The sequence below is a fragment of the Streptomyces sp. NPDC050842 genome, assembly GCF_044456565.1.
Taxonomy (GTDB): domain Bacteria; phylum Actinomycetota; class Actinomycetes; order Streptomycetales; family Streptomycetaceae; genus Streptomyces.
On record NZ_JBITGA010000010.1, the window covers coordinates 189,336 to 206,025 of the forward strand.

16 protein-coding genes are annotated in these 16,690 nt (G+C 72.9%); 8 read left to right on the forward strand and 8 right to left on the reverse strand.

All coding sequences use genetic code 11. The features are described from left to right. Positions 1–9 precede the first annotated feature (9 nt). Positions 10–231, forward strand: coding sequence for a hypothetical protein (locus ACIBG6_RS30640; protein WP_399225937.1), 222 nt, complete (start codon positions 10–12; stop codon positions 229–231). A gap of 47 nt (positions 232–278) precedes the next feature. Here the strand turns inward: ACIBG6_RS30640 and ACIBG6_RS30645 are convergent, their stop codons facing one another. Both ACIBG6_RS30645 and ACIBG6_RS30650 read right to left on the reverse strand, forming a co-directional pair. Next, positions 279–1,214 (reverse strand): DMT family transporter, encoded by a 936-nt coding sequence (locus ACIBG6_RS30645; RefSeq protein WP_399225938.1) that lies wholly within the window; start codon positions 1,212–1,214, stop codon positions 279–281. 119 nt (positions 1,215–1,333) lie between these two features. Continuing rightward, a complete protein-coding gene (locus tag ACIBG6_RS30650; protein WP_399225939.1) occupies positions 1,334–1,942 on the reverse strand; it encodes a dihydrofolate reductase family protein in 609 nt (202 codons plus the stop codon). Positions 1,943–2,111: 169 nt separating this feature from the next. Between ACIBG6_RS30650 and ACIBG6_RS30655 the strand changes: the two genes are divergently transcribed. Further along, positions 2,112–2,852 (forward strand): SDR family NAD(P)-dependent oxidoreductase, encoded by a 741-nt coding sequence (locus tag ACIBG6_RS30655; protein WP_399225940.1) that lies wholly within the window; start codon positions 2,112–2,114, stop codon positions 2,850–2,852. A gap of 133 nt (positions 2,853–2,985) precedes the next feature. Here the strand turns inward: ACIBG6_RS30655 and alc are convergent, their stop codons facing one another. Together alc and allB are read right to left on the reverse strand one after the other, a co-directional pair. Then, positions 2,986–4,101 (reverse strand): allantoicase, encoded by a 1,116-nt coding sequence (gene alc, locus ACIBG6_RS30660; RefSeq protein ID WP_399225941.1) that lies wholly within the window; start codon positions 4,099–4,101, stop codon positions 2,986–2,988. Between the two features lies 1 nt (position 4,102). Then, positions 4,103–5,437 carry an allantoinase AllB gene (gene allB, locus ACIBG6_RS30665; protein WP_399225942.1) on the reverse strand — a complete coding sequence of 445 codons (1,335 nt, stop codon included), beginning with the start codon at positions 5,435–5,437 and terminating at the stop codon, positions 4,103–4,105. 334 nt (positions 5,438–5,771) lie between these two features. Between allB and ACIBG6_RS30670 the strand changes: the two genes are divergently transcribed. Further along, entirely contained in the window at positions 5,772–6,581 is an 810-nt protein-coding gene (locus tag ACIBG6_RS30670; protein ID WP_329620460.1) for an IclR family transcriptional regulator, read from the forward strand. A gap of 73 nt (positions 6,582–6,654) precedes the next feature. On the opposite strand, the gene ACIBG6_RS30675 is transcribed toward ACIBG6_RS30670, so the two are convergent. Together ACIBG6_RS30675 and ACIBG6_RS30680 are read right to left on the reverse strand one after the other, a co-directional pair. Beyond that, on the reverse strand, positions 6,655–7,335 hold the full coding sequence (locus ACIBG6_RS30675) for an ABC transporter ATP-binding protein (protein WP_399225943.1): 681 nt from the start codon (positions 7,333–7,335) through the stop codon (positions 6,655–6,657). Then, on the reverse strand, positions 7,332–8,414 hold the full coding sequence (locus ACIBG6_RS30680; protein ID WP_399225944.1) for an ABC transporter permease: 1,083 nt from the start codon (positions 8,412–8,414) through the stop codon (positions 7,332–7,334). Before ACIBG6_RS30680 ends, ACIBG6_RS30675 begins: the two co-directional genes overlap by 4 nt. Before the next feature lie 124 nt (positions 8,415–8,538). Here ACIBG6_RS30680 and ACIBG6_RS30685 point away from each other — a divergent pair, with 124 nt between their 5' ends. Together ACIBG6_RS30685 and ACIBG6_RS30690 are read left to right on the forward strand one after the other, a co-directional pair. Continuing rightward, positions 8,539–9,777, forward strand: coding sequence for a sensor histidine kinase (locus tag ACIBG6_RS30685; RefSeq protein WP_399225945.1), 1,239 nt, complete (start codon positions 8,539–8,541; stop codon positions 9,775–9,777). Then, positions 9,774–10,424: a response regulator gene (locus ACIBG6_RS30690; RefSeq protein ID WP_399225946.1), complete on the forward strand. Its 651-nt coding sequence runs from the start codon at positions 9,774–9,776 to the stop codon at positions 10,422–10,424. Before ACIBG6_RS30685 ends, ACIBG6_RS30690 begins: the two co-directional genes overlap by 4 nt. Before the next feature lie 21 nt (positions 10,425–10,445). Here ACIBG6_RS30690 and ACIBG6_RS30695 read toward each other — a convergent pair whose 3' ends face one another. After that, complete coding sequence (locus ACIBG6_RS30695) at positions 10,446–10,769, reverse strand: DUF5955 family protein (protein WP_399225948.1); 324 nt, start codon at positions 10,767–10,769, stop codon at positions 10,446–10,448. A gap of 183 nt (positions 10,770–10,952) precedes the next feature. Here ACIBG6_RS30695 and ACIBG6_RS30700 point away from each other — a divergent pair, with 183 nt between their 5' ends. The 3 genes from ACIBG6_RS30700 (at position 10,953) to ACIBG6_RS30710 (ending at position 14,829) form a co-directional block, all read left to right on the forward strand. Further along, on the forward strand, positions 10,953–11,567 hold the full coding sequence (locus ACIBG6_RS30700; RefSeq protein ID WP_399225949.1) for an NTP transferase domain-containing protein: 615 nt from the start codon (positions 10,953–10,955) through the stop codon (positions 11,565–11,567). Positions 11,568–11,805: 238 nt separating this feature from the next. After that, positions 11,806–13,428: a malate synthase A gene (gene aceB / locus ACIBG6_RS30705; RefSeq protein ID WP_399225950.1), complete on the forward strand. Its 1,623-nt coding sequence runs from the start codon at positions 11,806–11,808 to the stop codon at positions 13,426–13,428. Positions 13,429–13,683: 255 nt separating this feature from the next. Further along, on the forward strand, positions 13,684–14,829 hold the full coding sequence (locus ACIBG6_RS30710; protein WP_399225951.1) for a GDSL-type esterase/lipase family protein: 1,146 nt from the start codon (positions 13,684–13,686) through the stop codon (positions 14,827–14,829). Here the strand turns inward: ACIBG6_RS30710 and ACIBG6_RS30715 are convergent. Next, positions 14,816–16,615 (reverse strand): hypothetical protein, encoded by a 1,800-nt coding sequence (locus tag ACIBG6_RS30715; protein WP_399225952.1) that lies wholly within the window; start codon positions 16,613–16,615, stop codon positions 14,816–14,818. The two genes, ACIBG6_RS30710 and ACIBG6_RS30715, sit on opposite strands and share 14 nt — an antisense overlap. Positions 16,616–16,690 lie beyond the last annotated feature (75 nt).

The following is a 16,690-nucleotide window of genomic DNA, read 5'->3' on the forward strand; positions in this document are numbered from 1 at the left end:
GATCGAATCATGAAGAGATTCCTGGAGGTCGCCGGTTTCCTGCTCGTCGTGTTCGGTGTCTGCGGGGTGATCCGCGAGCTGACGGACGGCTGGTTCAAGCTGATGGGCCTGACCCGCTTCCTGACCGACAACGTCTGGTTCATGGAGGGCCGGGAGGTGTTCGTCGACATCGTGATCGCCGTGCTCGGCCTGGTCCTCCTGATCGTGTCGGACCGGGTGCGGAAGTCCTGACCGGGCGGGCGCCCCGGGCGGTCAGACGCTCGGGGTGTCCGGTCGGGTCACCTCGGCGCCTCGTCGGCCGTGCGGCGGCCCCAACTGGTGCCCGCCAGCACGAGGATCGCGCCCGCGAGGCCGAGGACTCCGGGGCGGTCGCCGGCGAGGGCGATGCCCGCGGCGGCGGCCCAGAGGGGCTCCGTACCGAGGAGGAGGCTGACCCGGGACGGGGAGCTGCGGCGGACGGCCCACATCTGCACGAAGAAGGCGAACAGCGTGCAGAAGACGGACAGGAAGAGCAGCCCGGCCCATTCGCGGGGACCGAAGTCGAGGGCCGTGGCCCAGGGCGAGGCGCCCGTGCCGGGGAAGGCCGCGATGACGGCGAAGACGGCGACGGCGGAGCCGAGCTGCACGGTGGTGAGGGAGAGCGAGTCGGCCGACCGGACCGCCTTGATCCGGGACATGGCCAGGACGTGGACGGTACGGGCGACGGCGGCGAGCAGCATGAGGAGGTCGCCGAGGGAGGGGGCGGTGAAGCCGCCGCCCTGGGTGAGCAGGACGACGCCCGCGACGGAGAGCGCGGCGGCGGCGAGGAAGGCGCGGGGCGGCCTGACCCGGGTGACGGCGGCCTCGGCGAGCGGGGTGAGGATCATGGTGAGGCTGATGATCAGGCCGGCGTTGGTCGCGGAGGTGTGGACGACGCCGTACGTCTCCAGGAGGAAGATCCCGCTGAGGATCAGCCCGAGGACGGCGGCGCCGCGCCACTGGGGCGCGGTGAGCGCGCGCAGCTTGCGCCATCCGGCGACGACGAGGACGGGCAGCACCACCGCGAAACGCAGCACGAGGACCGCGATGACGGTGTGGGTGGTGGTGATGCCCTTGGCCGCGAGGTAGCTGGCGCCCCAGACGACGGCGACGAGCAGGACGGGCAGATCGGTGAGCCAGGCCCGGCGCGGGGCGCCGAGGGACACGGGTGCGGCGATCGAAGACGAAACCGACATTGCGGGCCGTTTCTCCAACTCTTGTGGCGGGGTGGAGACTTCAGTGGCTCGCACGCGGAGCGATCACCGTACCCGGACCGGCCGGTGGCGGCTACACCTTTCCGGGGCTTTTCCGCTGGTCAGTAGCTGCCGTAGGTGGGTCGTCCGCCGAGCTCGTACGTGAGGATCGCGACGCCCGAGCCGGTGGTGCGCGCGTCGGTCTGCCGGAAGGCGGTGGGGCGCACCCCGTCGGTGAAGAGGCGGCGGCCGGTGCCGAGGATCACCGGGAAGACGAGCAGGCGGAGGGTGTCGATCAGGTCGTGGTCGAGCAGGGTCCGGGCGAGGCCGCCGCTGCCGTGCATCTGGATCTCGCCGTCGAGGCTCTCCTTGAGGTCGGCGACCTCCTTCACGACGTCGCCGCGGAGCACGGTGGTCCCGGCCCAGTCGGCGGTGTCGAGGGTGGTGCTGGCGACGTACTTGGGGAGGGCGTTGAGCTTGCCGGCGATGGGGTCGTCGGGGTCGGTCCGCTTCGGCCAGTAGCCCGCGAAGATGTCGTACGTGCGGCGCCCGAGGAGGAAGGCGGTGGGGCGGGTGAAGACCTCGTTCATGAACTGTCCGAAGTCCTCGTCGCCGTACGGCACGGACCAGCCGCCGTGCTCGAACCCGCCGCTGGGGTCCTCCTGCGGGCCGCCGGGCGCCTGGTGGACGCCGTCGAGGGTGAGGAACTGGGTGAGGCTGAGCGTGGCCATGACGATTGCCCTTTCTGGTCCTGTCCATCGTGTCTCAGAAGCGTGGACCGCACCGCTCGGCGGAACTCATCGGTGATCGGGTCGGCGTCCGATTCCTGCCAGCGTCCGGCCGCCCCGGCGACTTTCATTGAACCCGCAACAACTGAGCACTTCTGACGGAGGTTTCGGGATGTCCACGATGAACGGCACGGCGGTTCTGGTGACGGGCGGCAGCCGCGGGATCGGTGCGGCCACGGCCGTCCGCCTGGCGCGGGAGGGCGCCGATGTGGCCTTCACCTACGTACGGGACGAGGCGGCGGCCAAGGAGGTCGCCGCGCGGATCGAGGCGGCGGGGCGCAAGGCGCTGCCCCTGCGCGCCGACGCGGCCGACGCCGGGGACGCGGCGGGCGCGGTGGAGTGGGCGGCGGACGCCCTGGGGCGGCTCGACGTCCTCGTGAACAGTGTGGGCGCCGGGGTGCTCGGCCCGCTGGAGTCGCTGACCCTGGCGGACGTGGACCGGGTCCTCGCGGTGAACGTCCGCGCGGCCTTCCTCGCCTCGCAGGCGGCGGCCGGGCGGCTGCCGGAGGGCGGGCGGATCGTCACGATCGGCACCTGCATGACGCAGCGGGTCCCCGGACCGGGCGGCACGCTGTACGCGACGAGCAAGGCGGCGCTGATCGGCCTGACGAAGGCGCTCGCCCGGGAGCTGGGCGGGCGCGGCATCACGGCGAACATCGTCCACCCCGGTCCGATCGACACCGACATGAACCCGGCGGACGGCCCGTACGCGGAGGGCCAGGCGGCGATGACGGCGCTGGGCCGCTTCGGCACGGCGGACGAGGTGGCGGCGATGGTCGCCTTCCTCGCTGGTCCGGAGGGGCGGTACGTGACGGGAGCGGAGTTCGCGGTGGACGGCGGACACGCGGCTTGACGCGGGGAGGGGTTACGCGAGGGCGCACCGTGCTGTCGGTCGGTGCGCCCTCGCGGGCCGGGCGGGGTGTCGTACCCGCCCGGTTCAGGGGGAGGCCGGTCGGGCCGGGCCTCCGGTTCTCGGGTGTCCTGCGTCAGCCGCCCAGCTCCTGGTGGCGGGCGGTCAGTCGCGCCGCGCCGGCCTCGGTGAGGGAGCCGAAGAGGCGGAGGCGGGAGATGCCGCCGTCCGGGTAGATGTCGATCCGGATCCGGGAGCCGACCGCCGGGGTGTCGAGCACGAACCGGTGGTTGGTGTCGGGCTGGAGGCGGGTCCGGGGCAGGATCTCGGCCCAGTCCTCGGAGCCCTCGGCCGCGACCGAGAGGGCGGCCCAGCCGGCGCTGTTGCCCTTGAGGTACGCGGTGTCGATCTCGACGGCGCGGATCTCGGACTCGGCGACGAGCTGGTAGCGGATCCAGTCGTTGCCCTTGTCGCGGCGGCGGCGGGTCTCCCAGCCGTCGTCCATCTTGCGGGAGCGGCCCGGCTGGATGGTGTTGGTGGCCGGGGAGTAGAAGCGGTCGGAGGCGTCCTCGACCTGGCCGCCGTTCTCCAGGGCCGCGAGGTCGAAGGTGCCGAGGACGGCGAGCCAGCGCGGGTCCGGTGCCACTTCGCCGTAGACGCGGAGGCGGGCGATGCCGCCGTCGGGGTGCTGGTTGACGCGCAGGTGCGTGAAGCGCTGCTCGACGTCGACGGCGAAGCCGTTGGCGGCGTGGCCGCCGACGGCGGTGCGCGGGACGAGCGTCGTCCACTTCACGTCGTCGGCGAGGAGCTCCTCGGGCGAGGGCGAGCCCGCGACGGAGGTGGCCTCGACGGAGACGGCCTGCGGGTAGTTGCCGCGGAAGTGGGCGGTGTCGAGGACGATGCCGCGGACGACGCCGGGGGCGCCGAGGCGTACGAGCGCCCAGTCGTGGTCGTCGTCGGTGGGGTGCGGCTGCTGGGCGGAGATGCCACGGCGGCGGCGGGTCTCCCAGCCGTCCATGATCTTGCCCTTGTGGCCGAAGTGCTCGGGGTCGAACTCGGCGGCGTCGGGCTTGAGCAGGTTCTCGCGCTCGGCGAAGAACTCGTCGTTGGCGGCGACGACACCCGCGCCGAGGCGCCGGTCGGCGAGGTCCGCGTACTGGGTGAAGGGGAAGTCGGCCGTCCGGTAGTCGGCGTAGGGGTCGCCGCCGCCGTAGGGGCTCGCGTCACCGGTGAAGCTGGGTATGACGGACACGTCAGGTGTTCCTTTCGAGGAGGCGGCCGGAGGGCTCGGCGAGGGTGCCGCGGTCGACGATCCGCTCTCCGCGCAGCCAGGTGGAGGCGACGACGCCGCTGAGGGTCTTGCCCGCGTAGGCGGTGATCCGGTTGCGGTGCTGGAGCTCGGCCGGGTCGACGGTGAACGTCGCGTCCGGGTCGATGACGGCGAAGTCGGCGTCACGGCCGGCCTCGATGGCGCCCTTCCGCGTCAGGCCCGCGAGTCGTGCGGGCGCCTCGGACATCCAGCGGACCACGTCCTCCAGGGAGTGGCCGCGGCGCCGGGCCTCGGTCCAGATCGCGGGGAGGCCGAGTTGGAGGGAGGAGATGCCGCCCCAGGCGGAGGAGAAGTCGGGGGTCTTGAGGTCCGCGGTGGACGGCGAGTGGTCGGAGACGATGCAGTCGATGACGCCGTCGGCGAGCCCCTGCCACAGGGCGTCCTGGTTGGAGGCCTCGCGGATGGGCGGGCAGCACTTGAACTCGGTCGCGCCGTCCGGGATCTCCTCCGCGGTGAGCGTGAGGAAGTGCGGACACGACTCGACGGTGACCTTGACGCCGTCCGCCTTCGCGGCGGCGATCAACGGCAGCGCGTCGGAGGAGGACAGGTGCAGGACGTGGACGCGGGCGTTGAGCCGTCGGGCCTGGTTGACCAGGTTCTCGATGGCCGTGTTCTCGGCGTCCCGGGGCCGGGAGGCGAGGAAGTCGGCGTACTCGGCGGAGGACTTCTGCGGCGCGGCCGCGAGGTGGTGGGGGTCCTCGGCGTGCACGATCATCAGACCGTCGAAGCCCGCGATCTCGGCGAGCGAGTTCGCCAGCTGCTCCTGGTCCAGGGACGGGAACTCGTCCACGCCGGACGGCGAAAGGAAGCACTTGAATCCGTAGACCCCGGCGTCGTGCAGCGGGCGCAGGTCCTTGACGTTGTCGGGCAGCGCGCCGCCCCAGAAGCCGACGTCGATGTGCGCCTTCGCGCGGGCGACGTCCTGCTTCACCCGCAGGTTCTCCACCGTCGTGGTCGGCGGGATGGAGTTCAGCGGCATGTCGAGCAGCGTGGTGATGCCACCGGCGGCCGCCGCGCGGGTGGCGGTCCAGAAGCCCTCCCACTCGGTGCGGCCCGGGTCGTTCACGTGCACGTGGGTGTCGACGAGGCCCGGCAGGACGACGTCGTCGCCGACGTCCTCCAGGCGGGCGCCGGCCGGTACCTCGGCGTCGTACGGCAGCACGGCCGCGATCGTCCCGCCGGAGACGGCGATCGACGCCGGGCGGGTCCCCTCGGGGGTGATGACGCGAGTCGAGCGCAGGACCAGGTTGACGTCCACCCATACCCCTTCTTCAAGCGATTCACTGAGGAACCGGGAAATTCAACGAACTGTTGAAGGAGTCTTCACTTCCGGACGACATGTCGTCAAGGGCACACTTCCAGCATCGGCCGTCGGCGAACCCGACTTAGACGTTTCCACAAAGTGGAATGGAAATTCCGTACAGTAGAACGTAGCTCCACACATGTGGGGCGGAGCCGGACCGCGCCGAGCCCTCCCCGACACCGGACAAACACCCCCTGACCGGCCCGTACACCGGTACCAGGACCGGGTGTCCCGGCCGGTGGCCCGGTAGGCTGCTGACTTGCCCGCCTGCCTCGAAAGGACCGTTGACGTGCCGACGTCCAGCGCCAGCACCACCGACGCCGCCAAGCCCGCCGCCGCGAGCGGTGGCGTCCAGTCCCTTGAGCGTGCCTTCGACCTCCTCGAGCGGATGGCCGACGCCGGGGGCGAGGTCGGGCTGAGCGAGCTCTCCGCCAGCAGCGGACTGCCGCTCCCCACCATCCACCGCCTGATGCGCACCCTCGTCGCCTGCGGCTACGTGCGCCAGCAGCCCAACCGGCGGTACGCGCTCGGCCCCCGCCTCATCCGGCTCGGCGAGTCCTCCTCCCGCCTCCTCGGCACCTGGGCCCGCCCCTACCTGGCGCGGCTCGTCGAGGAGACCGGCGAGACGGCCAACATGGCGCTGCTCGACGGGGACGAGATCGTGTACGTCGCCCAGGTGCCGTCCAAGCACTCGATGCGCATGTTCACCGAGGTCGGCCGACGGGTCCTGCCGCACTCGACCGGCGTCGGCAAGGCGCTCCTCGCGGACACCCCGGCGGAGGAGGTACGCGCGCTGCTCGCCCGTACCGGCATGCCGGCGGCCACCGAGAAGACCATCACCACGCCGGACGGCTTCCTCGACGCCCTCGAAGCGGTCCGCGCGACCGGGTACGCGGTCGACGACAACGAGCAGGAGATAGGAGTCCGCTGCCTCGCGGTGCCGGTCCCCGACTCCCCCACCGCCGCGGCGATCTCGATCTCGGGCCCGGCCGGCCGGGTCACCGAGGCGGCCACGGAGAAGATCGTCCCGATCCTCCAGCAGGTCGCCCGCGAACTGTCGGCGGCCCTCGCCAACACGACGGGCAACGGCCAGGGCTGAGCCCGAGACGCGTCGCCCCGCACGCGCGAAGGCGCCCGGAACCGTCACGGTTCCGGGCGCCTTCGCGCGTGCGCTACGCCTTCACGGCCTCCGTGACCCGCCCGTCCTGCACCGTCACCGTGTGGTCCGTGCGGGCCAGATGGGTCCTGTCGTGGGTCACGAGCACCGTCGCCGTGCCCCGCTCCGCCGTCAGGCCGGCGAGCAGGTCCATGACCGCGGCCCCCCGCTCGTGGTCCAGGGCGCTCGTCGGCTCGTCGACCAGGAGCACGGACGGCTCGTTCATCAGGGCCCGCGCGATGTTGATCCGCTGTCGCTGACCGCCCGACAGCTGGTGCGGGCGGCGGTGCGCCTGGTCCGCGAGGCCCACCGCGTCGAGCAGCTCCATCGCCCGACCCCGTACCGACTTCGGCGCACGTCCCGACAGATGCGCCATCACCTGGAGCTGTTCCGCCGCGCTCAGCGAGGGCAGCAGGTTGGGCTGCTGGAAGACGATCCCGATGTGCTCGCGCCGCAGCTCGGCGCGGGCGGCGGGGGTGAGCGGCCCCGTGTCCGTACCGGCGACGACGACCTGTCCCCGGTCCGGGGTCACCAGCGTCGCGGCCACGGCCAGCAGGCTGGACTTGCCGGAGCCGGAGGGGCCGACGACGGCCGTGAGGGTGCCCGCGGGGACGGTCAGGGAGACGGCGTCGAGGGCGGTGAGCCGGCCGTCTCCGTCGGGGTAGGTCAGGGTGACGGCGTCGAGGACGAGGCTCATCGGGCGCTCCCGAGGGCGGTGAGGGGGTCGACGGCGGTGATCCGCCGGATGGACAGGGCGGCGCCGAGCACCCCGAGCACGATGATCACGGCGGCGGGCCCGAGGACGGTGAGCGGCTCCAGGACGAAGGGCACGTTCCCGCCGCTGACCAGCGCGCCGATGCCGACGGCGAGGGCGGTGCCGAGCAGGGTGCCCGCGGTGAGCATGAGGACGGCCTGCCCGAGGGCGTCCTTGAGGAGGTACGGCGTGGAGGCGCCGAGCGCCTTGAGGACGGCGACGTCGCCGCTGCGCTGGATCGTCCAGACGGTGAAGAACGCTCCTATGACGAGCGCGGAGATCGCGAAGAGGAAGCCGCGCATGAGCTGGAGCGAGCCGTTCTCGGCCTGGTAGGACCCTATGGCGGTGAGCGCGCCGTCGATGGTCCGCGCCTCGGTCCCGGCGGCCTTGTCGCCGGCCGCCCAATCGGCCGCTTCACCGCTGAGCGCGATGACCGTGGCCTGTTCCTGCGGGGTGGTGCCGCTGTGCCCGAGCTTCTGCCAGTCGTCGAGGGAGGTCCACACGACCGGGGTGTGACTGTACGAGGCGTCGCCCGAGACGGCCGTGACGGTGGCCTCCAGGGGGCCGAGGCGCAGCGCGTCGCCGACGCCCACGCCCAGTTCCTCCGCCGCGGACTCGGAGAGGACCGCCTTGCCGGCGCCGAGCCGACCGCTCTCGGGCGCGAGACCCGTCGCCGGCTCCGTACCGAAGGCGGAGACGGCGGCGGTACGGTCCCCGGCGGCGGCGTTGAGCGTACGGATGCCGAGCGGGGCGGCCTCCGTCACGCCGGGCCGCTCCGCCCACTCGCTCCACTGCTCTTCCGTCACCGTCGAGTTGGTGAAGGAGACCGACTGCCCGGACGGCGGCGCCGCGAAGGCCAGCCGGTCGGCGGGCAGGCCGGTGATCGCGGAGATGTTCTCTCGCGCGAGCCCGGCTGTCAGCCCGGACAGCAGCCCCACGAGCAGGGTGATCAGGACGATCACGGTGCCCATGAGGGCGAACCGCCCCTTGGCGAATCTCAGGTCTCTCCATGCCACGAACATGCTGACCAGAGTGGTCCGCGGGGCGCCGTGCGGGCATCGCGCCACGGATGGCTCCGCAATCAAACTTTCGATTGAGTCCGGATTGTCCGTTCCCCCTCCGCCCGCTGTCTACGCTGGAGGGGACATGGATCCCCTTTCTTCCCTCCACCCCGCCCGGCGCTCTCTCACCCCCGCCCTGCGCGCCCTGCGCCTCTGCCTGCATCTGCTGATGGCCGGCCTTCTCGTCCTCGCGGCGGTACGGGCCGACTCGGCCGCCGGGACGGCGATGGCGGTGGTCGTGGGCGCGGTCTACGCGGCCGGCTCGCTGCTGCCGTCCGTGGGCCGCTCGCAGCGGGCCGCCGCCGTCTGGCTGGGCGTCCTCGGCGCGTCCTGGCTGACGCTGCTCTGGCTGACGCCCGAAGCGCTCTGGATCGCTTTCCCGCTCTACTTCCTCCAGCTGCATCTGCTGCCCACGCGCTGGTCGCTGCCGGCCGTCACGCTGACGGCGGGCGCGGCGATCCTCTCGTACGTGGGGCACGGCGCCGCGCTCAACCCGGGGGTCTTCATCGGGCCGCTGCTCGGCGGGGCGGTCGCGGTGGCGACGGTCCTCGGGTACCAGGCCCTGTACCGGGAGAGCGAGCGGCGGCGCCGGCTCATCGAGGAGCTGATCGAGACGCGGGCGGAGCTGGCGGCGGCGGAGCGGCACGCGGGGACGCTCGCCGAGCGCGAGCGGCTCGCGCGGGAGATCCACGACACCCTGGCGCAGGGCCTGTCCTCGATCCAGCTGCTGCTGCGCGCCGCCGAGCGGGCGCTGCCGCCGGACTCCCCGGCCGCCGGTCACATCGACCGGGCGCGGCAGGCGGCGCAGGACAACCTGGCGGAGGCGCGGCGCTTCGTCAGGGCGCTGTCGCCGCCCGACCTGGAGCACGGCTCGCTGGCGGCGGCCCTGGAGCGGCTGTGCGAGCCGGGGGCCGGTTCGGGTCCTGACGGGTCCTACGGGTCCTACGGCGCCTACGGGCCCGGGGCCGGGCCGCGGGTCCGGTTCTCGGTGAGCGGCACGCCGACCGAGCTGCCCACCCCGTACGAGGTGGCGCTGCTGCGCATCGCGCAGTCCGCGCTCGCGAACACCGTGCGGCACGCCTCGGCCTCGCGGGCCGAGATCACGCTGTCGTTCATGGGCGCCTCGGTGACCCTGGACGTGGTCGACGACGGCAAGGGCTTCGATCCGGGCTCCGTGCGGCAGTCCTCGGAGGGCGGCTTCGGGCTTCCGGCGATGCGCTCGCGCGCCGAGTCGCTGGGCGGCACGTTCACCGTCGAGTCCGCACCCGGCCAGGGCACGGCGGTGGCCGTGTCCCTCCCCCTCCCCGCTGGAGTCTCCGCATGACCGTCGATCCGGCCGGCACCCCGGCCATCAGGCTTCTCCTCGCCGACGACCACCCGGTGGTCCGGGCGGGCCTGCGCGCGGTTCTGGACACGGAGCCGGGCTTCACGGTGGTCGGCGAGGCCGCCACGGCCGAGCGGGCCGTGGAGCTGGCCGCCGCCGGGGGCGTGGACGTGGTCCTGATGGATTTGCAGTTCGGCGCAGGGATGCACGGTTCGGAGGCGACGGCGGCGATCACCGCGGTGCCCGGCGGGCCGAAGGTGCTGGTCCTGACGACGTACGACACGGACGCGGACATCCTGGCGGCGGTGGAGGCGGGCGCCTCCGGCTACCTCCTGAAGGACGCGCCGCCGGAGGAGCTGGCGGCGGCGGTACGGACGGCGGCGGCCGGGCAGTCGGCGCTCGCCCCGGCGGTGGCCCACCGGCTGATGGACCGGATGCGGACACCTGCGGAGGCGCTGACGAAACGGGAGCTGGAGGTGCTCCAGCTGGTGGGCGAGGGCCTGTCGAACCAGCAGGTCAGCAAGGCGCTGTTCCTCAGCCAGGCGACGGTGAAGTCGCACCTCGTGCACATCTTCGCGAAGCTGGGCGTGGATTCGCGTACGGCGGCGGTGGCGGCGGCGACGGCCCGGCGGCTGATCAGGCGGTAGGACCGCCGGACGGCAGGGGCCTCAGCCCACCGGGCCCTGCGGCGGCGTACCGAAGTACTCGACCGCGCGGCGGACCGCGGCGAGCCCGTCGGCGAACGCGCTCACGGAGCCGATGGAGCCGGCGATCAGCAGCAGGGACCGGCGCAGCCGGCGCACCTCGGGGACACCGCTGAGCGCCATGGCGTCCAGCGCGGCGAGCTCGTCCTCGGCGATGCCGCGATCGGCGAACTCGGCCCGATGACCCGCAAGTTCCCGTCGGAGCCGGGACACGGCCGACCGCAGTTCGGCCACCCTGGGGTCCACGCCCTCGCCGGTCACTCGCCTCTGCCCCACGCTTCGCAACACGGTTCTCCCCCTCGCACGACACTGTGCGCAGAACGCTCCGAACACGCCACGACGACCCGCCGGGCGGCAGTCGGGCGCCGATGAGCCGCGGCCAGTTAACTCCTTCGCCACCCCACCGCGCCACCCTCCTCGGACGGAATTCAGGCGACCGTGTCATTCCGCGTCATGAGGTATGCAGTCCCCATGACGTCGACTGAAGATCGAATCCCGCTCGTCGCCGGACTGCTGCTCGCCGCGGGAGGCGGGCGGCGGCTCGGGGGGCGGCCCAAGGCCCTCCTGTCCCACCGGGGGCGCCCCCTCGTCGAGAACGCGGTGCGTGTGCTGCGCGAGGGCGGCTGCGAGGTGGTGCACGTCGTGCTCGGCGCGGCGGCCGGGACCGTACGGGAGCGGGCCGAGCTGCCCGGGTGCGTGCTGGTGGAGAACCCGGAGTGGGCCGAGGGGATGGGTTCCTCCCTGCGTGCCGGGCTCGCGTCGCTCGCCGCGGATCCGCGCGGGGTGGACGCGGCGCTGGTGTTCCTGGTGGACCAGCCGGGGATCGGACCGGTCGCGGTGGCCCGGGTCCGTGCGGCGTACCGCTCGCGGGAGTCGCTCGCGGCGGCCTCGTACGACGGGGACCGGGGCCATCCGGTGCTGTTCGGCGCCGGCCACTGGGCGGGGATCGCCGAGGGCGCGGTCGGCGACCGGGGCGCACGGGACTATCTGGCGGCGCACCGGGATGCGATCACGCCGGTGGACTGTTCGGATGTGGCCGAGCCCTATGACATCGACACGGAGGCGGATCTGGCCCACCTGGAGTGAGCGGCGCGGCACCGGGCGTGGCACGGAGCGCCACGTTCTGTCGATCCGGAGAATCTCGACATCAACAAACCATTGAACTTCCACCATGAGGAAACTAGTATCCACTGTTCAGAAGCGCCTGCCAGTTCAGAGGGCGCTCGCGGTCGTATCTCGGCGCCTGCGGCACTCCGTGCCGTCCCGCGACGCCCGGCGGCCGCCTGGCACCGCCCGTGAAGTTCGCTGAAGGAAGTGACAGTTCATGTCCGCACCAGCGCCGTCCCCCCTGGCCGTCGTCGATGCCGAGCCCCTGCCGCGTCAGGAGGAAGTGCTCACCGAGGCCGCTCTGGCCTTCGTCGCCGAACTGCACCGGCGGTTCACTCCGCGCCGGGACGAGCTCCTCGCCCGCCGGGGGGAGCGTCGCGCCGAGATCGCCCGCACCTCCACGCTGGACTTCCTCCCGGAGACCGCCGCGATCCGCGCCGACGACTCCTGGAAGGTCGCACCGGCCCCGGCGGCCCTGAACGACCGCCGTGTCGAGATCACCGGTCCGACCGACCGCAAGATGACGATCAACGCGCTCAACTCCGGCGCCCGCGTGTGGCTCGCCGACTTCGAGGACGCCTCCGCGCCGACCTGGGAGAACGTGGTCCTCGGCCAGGTCAACCTGATCGACGCGTACACCCGGAACATCGACTTCACGGACCCGCGTTCCGGCAAGTCGTACGCCCTCAAGCCCGCCGACGAGCTCGCCACGGTCGTCATGCGCCCGCGCGGCTGGCACCTGGAGGAGCGTCACCTGACGTTCGACGGCCGCCCGGTCCCCGGCGCGCTCGTCGACTTCGGCCTGTACTTCTTCCACAACGCCCAGCGTCTGATCGACCTCGGCAAGGGCCCGTACTTCTACCTCCCGAAGACGGAGTCGCACCTGGAGGCCCGCCTCTGGAACGACATCTTCGTCTTCGCCCAGGACTACGTCGGCATCCCGCAGGGCACCGTCCGCGCCACGGTCCTCATCGAGACCATCACGGCCGCGTACGAGATGGAGGAGATCCTCTACGAGCTCCGCGACCACGCCGCCGGCCTGAACGCGGGCCGCTGGGACTACCTCTTCTCCATCGTCAAGAACTTCCGTGACGGCGGCGCCAAGTTCGTCCTCCCGGACCGCAACGCGGTCACGATGACGGCCCCGTTCATGCGCGCGTACACCGAACTCCTCGTCCGCACCTGCCACAAGCGCGGCGCGCACGCGATCGGCGGCATGGCGGCCTTCATCCCGTCCCGCAGGGACGCCGAGGTCAACAAGGTGGCCTTCGAGAAGGTCAAGGCCGACAAGGACCGCGAGGCCGGCGACGGCTTCGACGGCTCCTGGGTCGCCCACCCGGACCTGGTCCCGATCGCGATGGCCTCCTTCGACGCCGTCCTCGGCGAGAAGCCGAACCAGAAGGACCGCCTCCGCGAGGACGTCTCCGTGGCGCCCGGCGACCTGATCGCGATCGACTCGCTCGACGCGAAGCCCACCTACGACGGCCTGGTCAGCGCCGTCCAGGTCGGCGTCCGCTACATCGAGGCGTGGCTGCGCGGCCTCGGCGCCGTCGCCATCTTCAACCTGATGGAGGACGCGGCCACCGCCGAGATCTCGCGCTCGCAGATCTGGCAGTGGATCAACGCGGGCGTGGTCTTCGAGAACGGCCAGACGGCGACTCCGGAGCTGGCCCGCAAGGTCGCCGCCGAGGAGCTGGCCTCGATCCGCGCGGAGATCGGCGAGGAGGCCTTCGCGGCCGGCAAGTGGCAGCAGGCGCACGACCTGCTCCTGCACGTCTCCCTCGACGCGGACTACGCGGACTTCCTGACGCTCCCCGCGTACGAACAGCTGGTCGGCTGACCTCGGAGAAGAACCGGCTGATCCGGCTGCCCGCACAGCTGCCGAACAGCCTCCGTACGACCTGTGAACAGGGCTCCGCCCCCGGTGCGCGCACACGCGCCGGGGGCGGAGCCCTGTTCCGTCACAGGCGACGTGACGCAACCGAGATATGCAGCTACCTAGCGGTAACAAGCCACGCCGTGCGAGATTCCGCCTGCCACCGGCCGGCGGCTGTCCCCCACGTCACTGCGCATCGCATACCGCAGGAGCACAGCCATGCCTTCGACCCCCCACCGTGCGCTGCGCGGATTCCTGGCTCTGTGTACCGCCGCCGGGCTCGCCTCCGTCGCCGCTCCATCCGCCCATGCCTCCCCCGGCACCGGCCCCTCCGCCGTCGTCACCATGGGCGACAGCTACATCTCCGGCGAGGCCGGACGCTGGCTGGGTAACAGCCTGACCAATTCCGGCAGCCGCAACGGCACCGACCGGGCCTGGACGGGCAGCGCCTACGACCCGTCCCGGGTGTACGGGACCACCGCCGGCGGCTGTCACCGCTCGGACACCGCCGAGGTGAAGAGCGCCGGCGCGATCGCCTCCTCCCTCGTCAACCTCGCCTGCTCCGGGGCGACCACGGACAACGTCATCCGGGCCTCCCAGGGCGGCCAGGCCTACAAGGGCGAGGCCCCGCAGGCCGACCAGCTGGCGGCCGTGGCCGCCTCGCACGACGTGGAGCTCATCGCGCTCTCCATCGGCGGCAACGACCTGGGCTTCGCCGACATCATCGCCACCTGCGCGAAGGACTACATCGTCTGGTACTCGTACTGCCACGACGACCAGCAGGCCGAGGTCGACGCGAGGATCGACGGCGTGATGGCGGACGTCGGCCGGTCGGTCGACGAGATCCGGGCCGTGATGACGGCCGCGGGATACACGTCCTCGGACTACCGGATCGTGCTCCAGTCGTACCCCTCCCCCATCCCGCGCGCCGCCGAGAACCGGTACGCGGAGAGCGGCTGGGCCCGTACCAACACCGGCGGCTGCCCCTTCTGGAACGCCGACTCCACCTGGGCGCGGGACTCCCTGGTCCCGCAGCTCGCCAACCGGCTGAAGGGGGTCGCCTCGGCCAAGGGCGTCCAATTCATGGACCTGCGGGACGCGCTCCAGGGACGCGAGGTCTGCGCGAAGACGAGCAAGCAGGTCTCGTCGACCGTGCCGGCGTCGGCGACGTCGAGCGAGTGGGCGCGCTGGATCGACAGCCAGAGCACGCAGGGGCTCGTCCAGGAGTCGATGCACCCGAACGCCTACGGCCAGCAGGCCCTGGGCCGGTGCCTGGCCCTCGTCCACGCCCGCCCCACCGGGAACCACAGCTGCAAGAACACGGCCGGTTCCGGAGCCTCGGGGATGTACCTCACGGCAGGGTGACGCCGAGGGGGCCGAGGACCCGGGCCGTCTCGTGACGGTCCGCCTCGGCCATCGCCCGGACCAGGCCGGCGGAACCGCCGGGCCAGGCGGCCGCCGCCGCGTCGAACGCGGCGCGGCGGGACTCCAGGGGCCCCTTCTTGCCGGGCAGTCCGTCGAGGACGTACAGCGCCCGCGCCGAGGTGGGGACCTGGAGGTGGTCCGCCCGCTCGCCCCTGGCGTGCAGGACCTCATAGGCGTACTGCCCGATCACGGGGTCGCGCAGGGCGCCGCGGAGGGCCTCGGCCGGGGCGGCGTCCGTGTCGAGGACGGCGAGGAAGCCCCTGGCGGCGGCCGCGTCGGCGGTGCCCGCGTGGACGGTGCCGAGGGCGGTGAGCAGCTGGGACCAGGCCTCGGCGGTGTCCACGCGCGCGTGGAGCCAGTCGGCGAGGACGCGCGCGGCGGACGACACGGGCCAGCCGGTGGCGGCGGCGACGAGGGCCGCCGCGTCCCAGGCGGCGGTCTCGGCCGCGACGGGAGCGGCGATCCCCCGCACTCGCAGCAGATAGCGCACGACGCCCGCGCCCCGCGGGGTCAGCCCGAAGGCGTCGCCGGTGCGGAAGAGGAGGCCGGTGGCGGCGAGCCGGTCGACGACCGCGGCCAGGTCGCGGGCGGGTCCGGCGAGCCGTTCCCGGTCCGCCTCGGTCAGCTCCGGCGTCCCCAGGAGCCGTACGAGCTCCGCGAGGGGCGGGGTGGTGTACGCGGGCGGCGCCTCGTCCGGTACCGGCACGGGCAGGTCCTCCAGGGCCGGGTCGACGCTCCAGTCCTCGTACTCGGCGGCCTTGCGGGCGACGGACTCGGCGGAGCAGCCGCGCTGGTAGACCACGTACAGCAGGTGGGCCGCCTCGCCGCCGTAGGGGCCGGACTCCTCCTCGGCCAGGCTCTCGACGGCGGCGGCGAGCGCGTCGGCGTCCTCCTCGACGGCCCCGGGCCCGGTCGGCGCCTCGACGGCGGGCGGCGGCGGGACGGGGTCTCCGGTGTCGCCGTAGTAGTCGAGGTGCTCGTCGAGGAGGGCGTCGGCCAGGACGAGGTGGGGGAAGGAGTCGGGGCCGGGGGCGAAGCGGGCGTACGGCCCGGCGAGCTGCTCGGCGAGCCCGGCGGCGGTCCACCGGTCCAGGAGCGCCGCGGCGACCTGCCCGATGCCGGTGGCGACGGCGTGGTCCGTGAGGAGCGGGCCGGCGGCCGGGGAGGTCTCGGCGTCCCGTACGTACGCCCGGGTGAGCGCCTCGGCGAGGAGGACCTCGGCGAGGGCCGTACGACCCATGAGGTCGGCCCTGCGCACCCCGTCGGGAAGCGGCGCGCCGTCGAGGGCGGCGAGCCGGCGGCGTACGTCCTCGGGGTCGGCGAGATCGGTGCCGCAGGACCGCAGGAGGGAGGCGTACCAGCGGTTCCAGGTGAGGTTTCCGGGGTCGTTCATGGCGCGCTCGAAGTCGGGCGCGGCCTCCGCGACCACGGCGACGACCCGCTCGCCCCGCCCGCCGTCGAACCGCGCGGCGAGCGCCGCGAGCACGGCGGGATAGGCGCCGAGCTCCCCTGGCGCCGCGTACACGAACGTCGGCAGGTCCTCCACGAGGAGGTGCCGCACGAGCCCGGGCGTCGGCTCGGGCACACCGCTCCCCCGGTCCGCCCCGCGCAGGGCGAGCAGTCCCAGCACCGCTTCGGCGGCGCGCGTGAAGACGGGGTCGCGGCGCTCGGGCGTTCCGTCGAGGAAGCTGTCGAGCCCGGTGTTGGTGAGAACGGTCTCGGCCACGCTTCCCAGGGTAATTCCGGGGAGGGGATTCCGGGCATGCGAGACATTCAGGTCAAGGCGCTCCATGCGCTGCCA

Excerpts from the sequence above, each read along its gene's own strand:
- ACIBG6_RS30640 (WP_399225937.1), top strand. The coding sequence starts at position 10 with ATGAAGAGATTCCTGGAGGTCGCCGGTTTCCTGCTCGTCGTGTTCGGT.
- ACIBG6_RS30645 (WP_399225938.1), bottom strand. The coding sequence starts at position 1,214 with ATGTCGGTTTCGTCTTCGATCGCCGCACCCGTGTCCCTCGGCGCCCCG.
- ACIBG6_RS30650 (WP_399225939.1), bottom strand. The coding sequence starts at position 1,942 with ATGGCCACGCTCAGCCTCACCCAGTTCCTCACCCTCGACGGCGTCCAC.
- ACIBG6_RS30655 (WP_399225940.1), top strand. The coding sequence starts at position 2,112 with ATGTCCACGATGAACGGCACGGCGGTTCTGGTGACGGGCGGCAGCCGC.
- ACIBG6_RS30675 (WP_399225943.1), bottom strand. The coding sequence starts at position 7,335 with ATGAGCCTCGTCCTCGACGCCGTCACCCTGACCTACCCCGACGGAGAC.
- ACIBG6_RS30680 (WP_399225944.1), bottom strand. The coding sequence starts at position 8,414 with ATGTTCGTGGCATGGAGAGACCTGAGATTCGCCAAGGGGCGGTTCGCC.
- ACIBG6_RS30685 (WP_399225945.1), top strand. The coding sequence starts at position 8,539 with ATGGATCCCCTTTCTTCCCTCCACCCCGCCCGGCGCTCTCTCACCCCC.
- ACIBG6_RS30690 (WP_399225946.1), top strand. The coding sequence starts at position 9,774 with ATGACCGTCGATCCGGCCGGCACCCCGGCCATCAGGCTTCTCCTCGCC.
- ACIBG6_RS30700 (WP_399225949.1), top strand. The coding sequence starts at position 10,953 with ATGACGTCGACTGAAGATCGAATCCCGCTCGTCGCCGGACTGCTGCTC.
- aceB (WP_399225950.1), top strand. The coding sequence starts at position 11,806 with ATGTCCGCACCAGCGCCGTCCCCCCTGGCCGTCGTCGATGCCGAGCCC.
- ACIBG6_RS30710 (WP_399225951.1), top strand. The coding sequence starts at position 13,684 with ATGCCTTCGACCCCCCACCGTGCGCTGCGCGGATTCCTGGCTCTGTGT.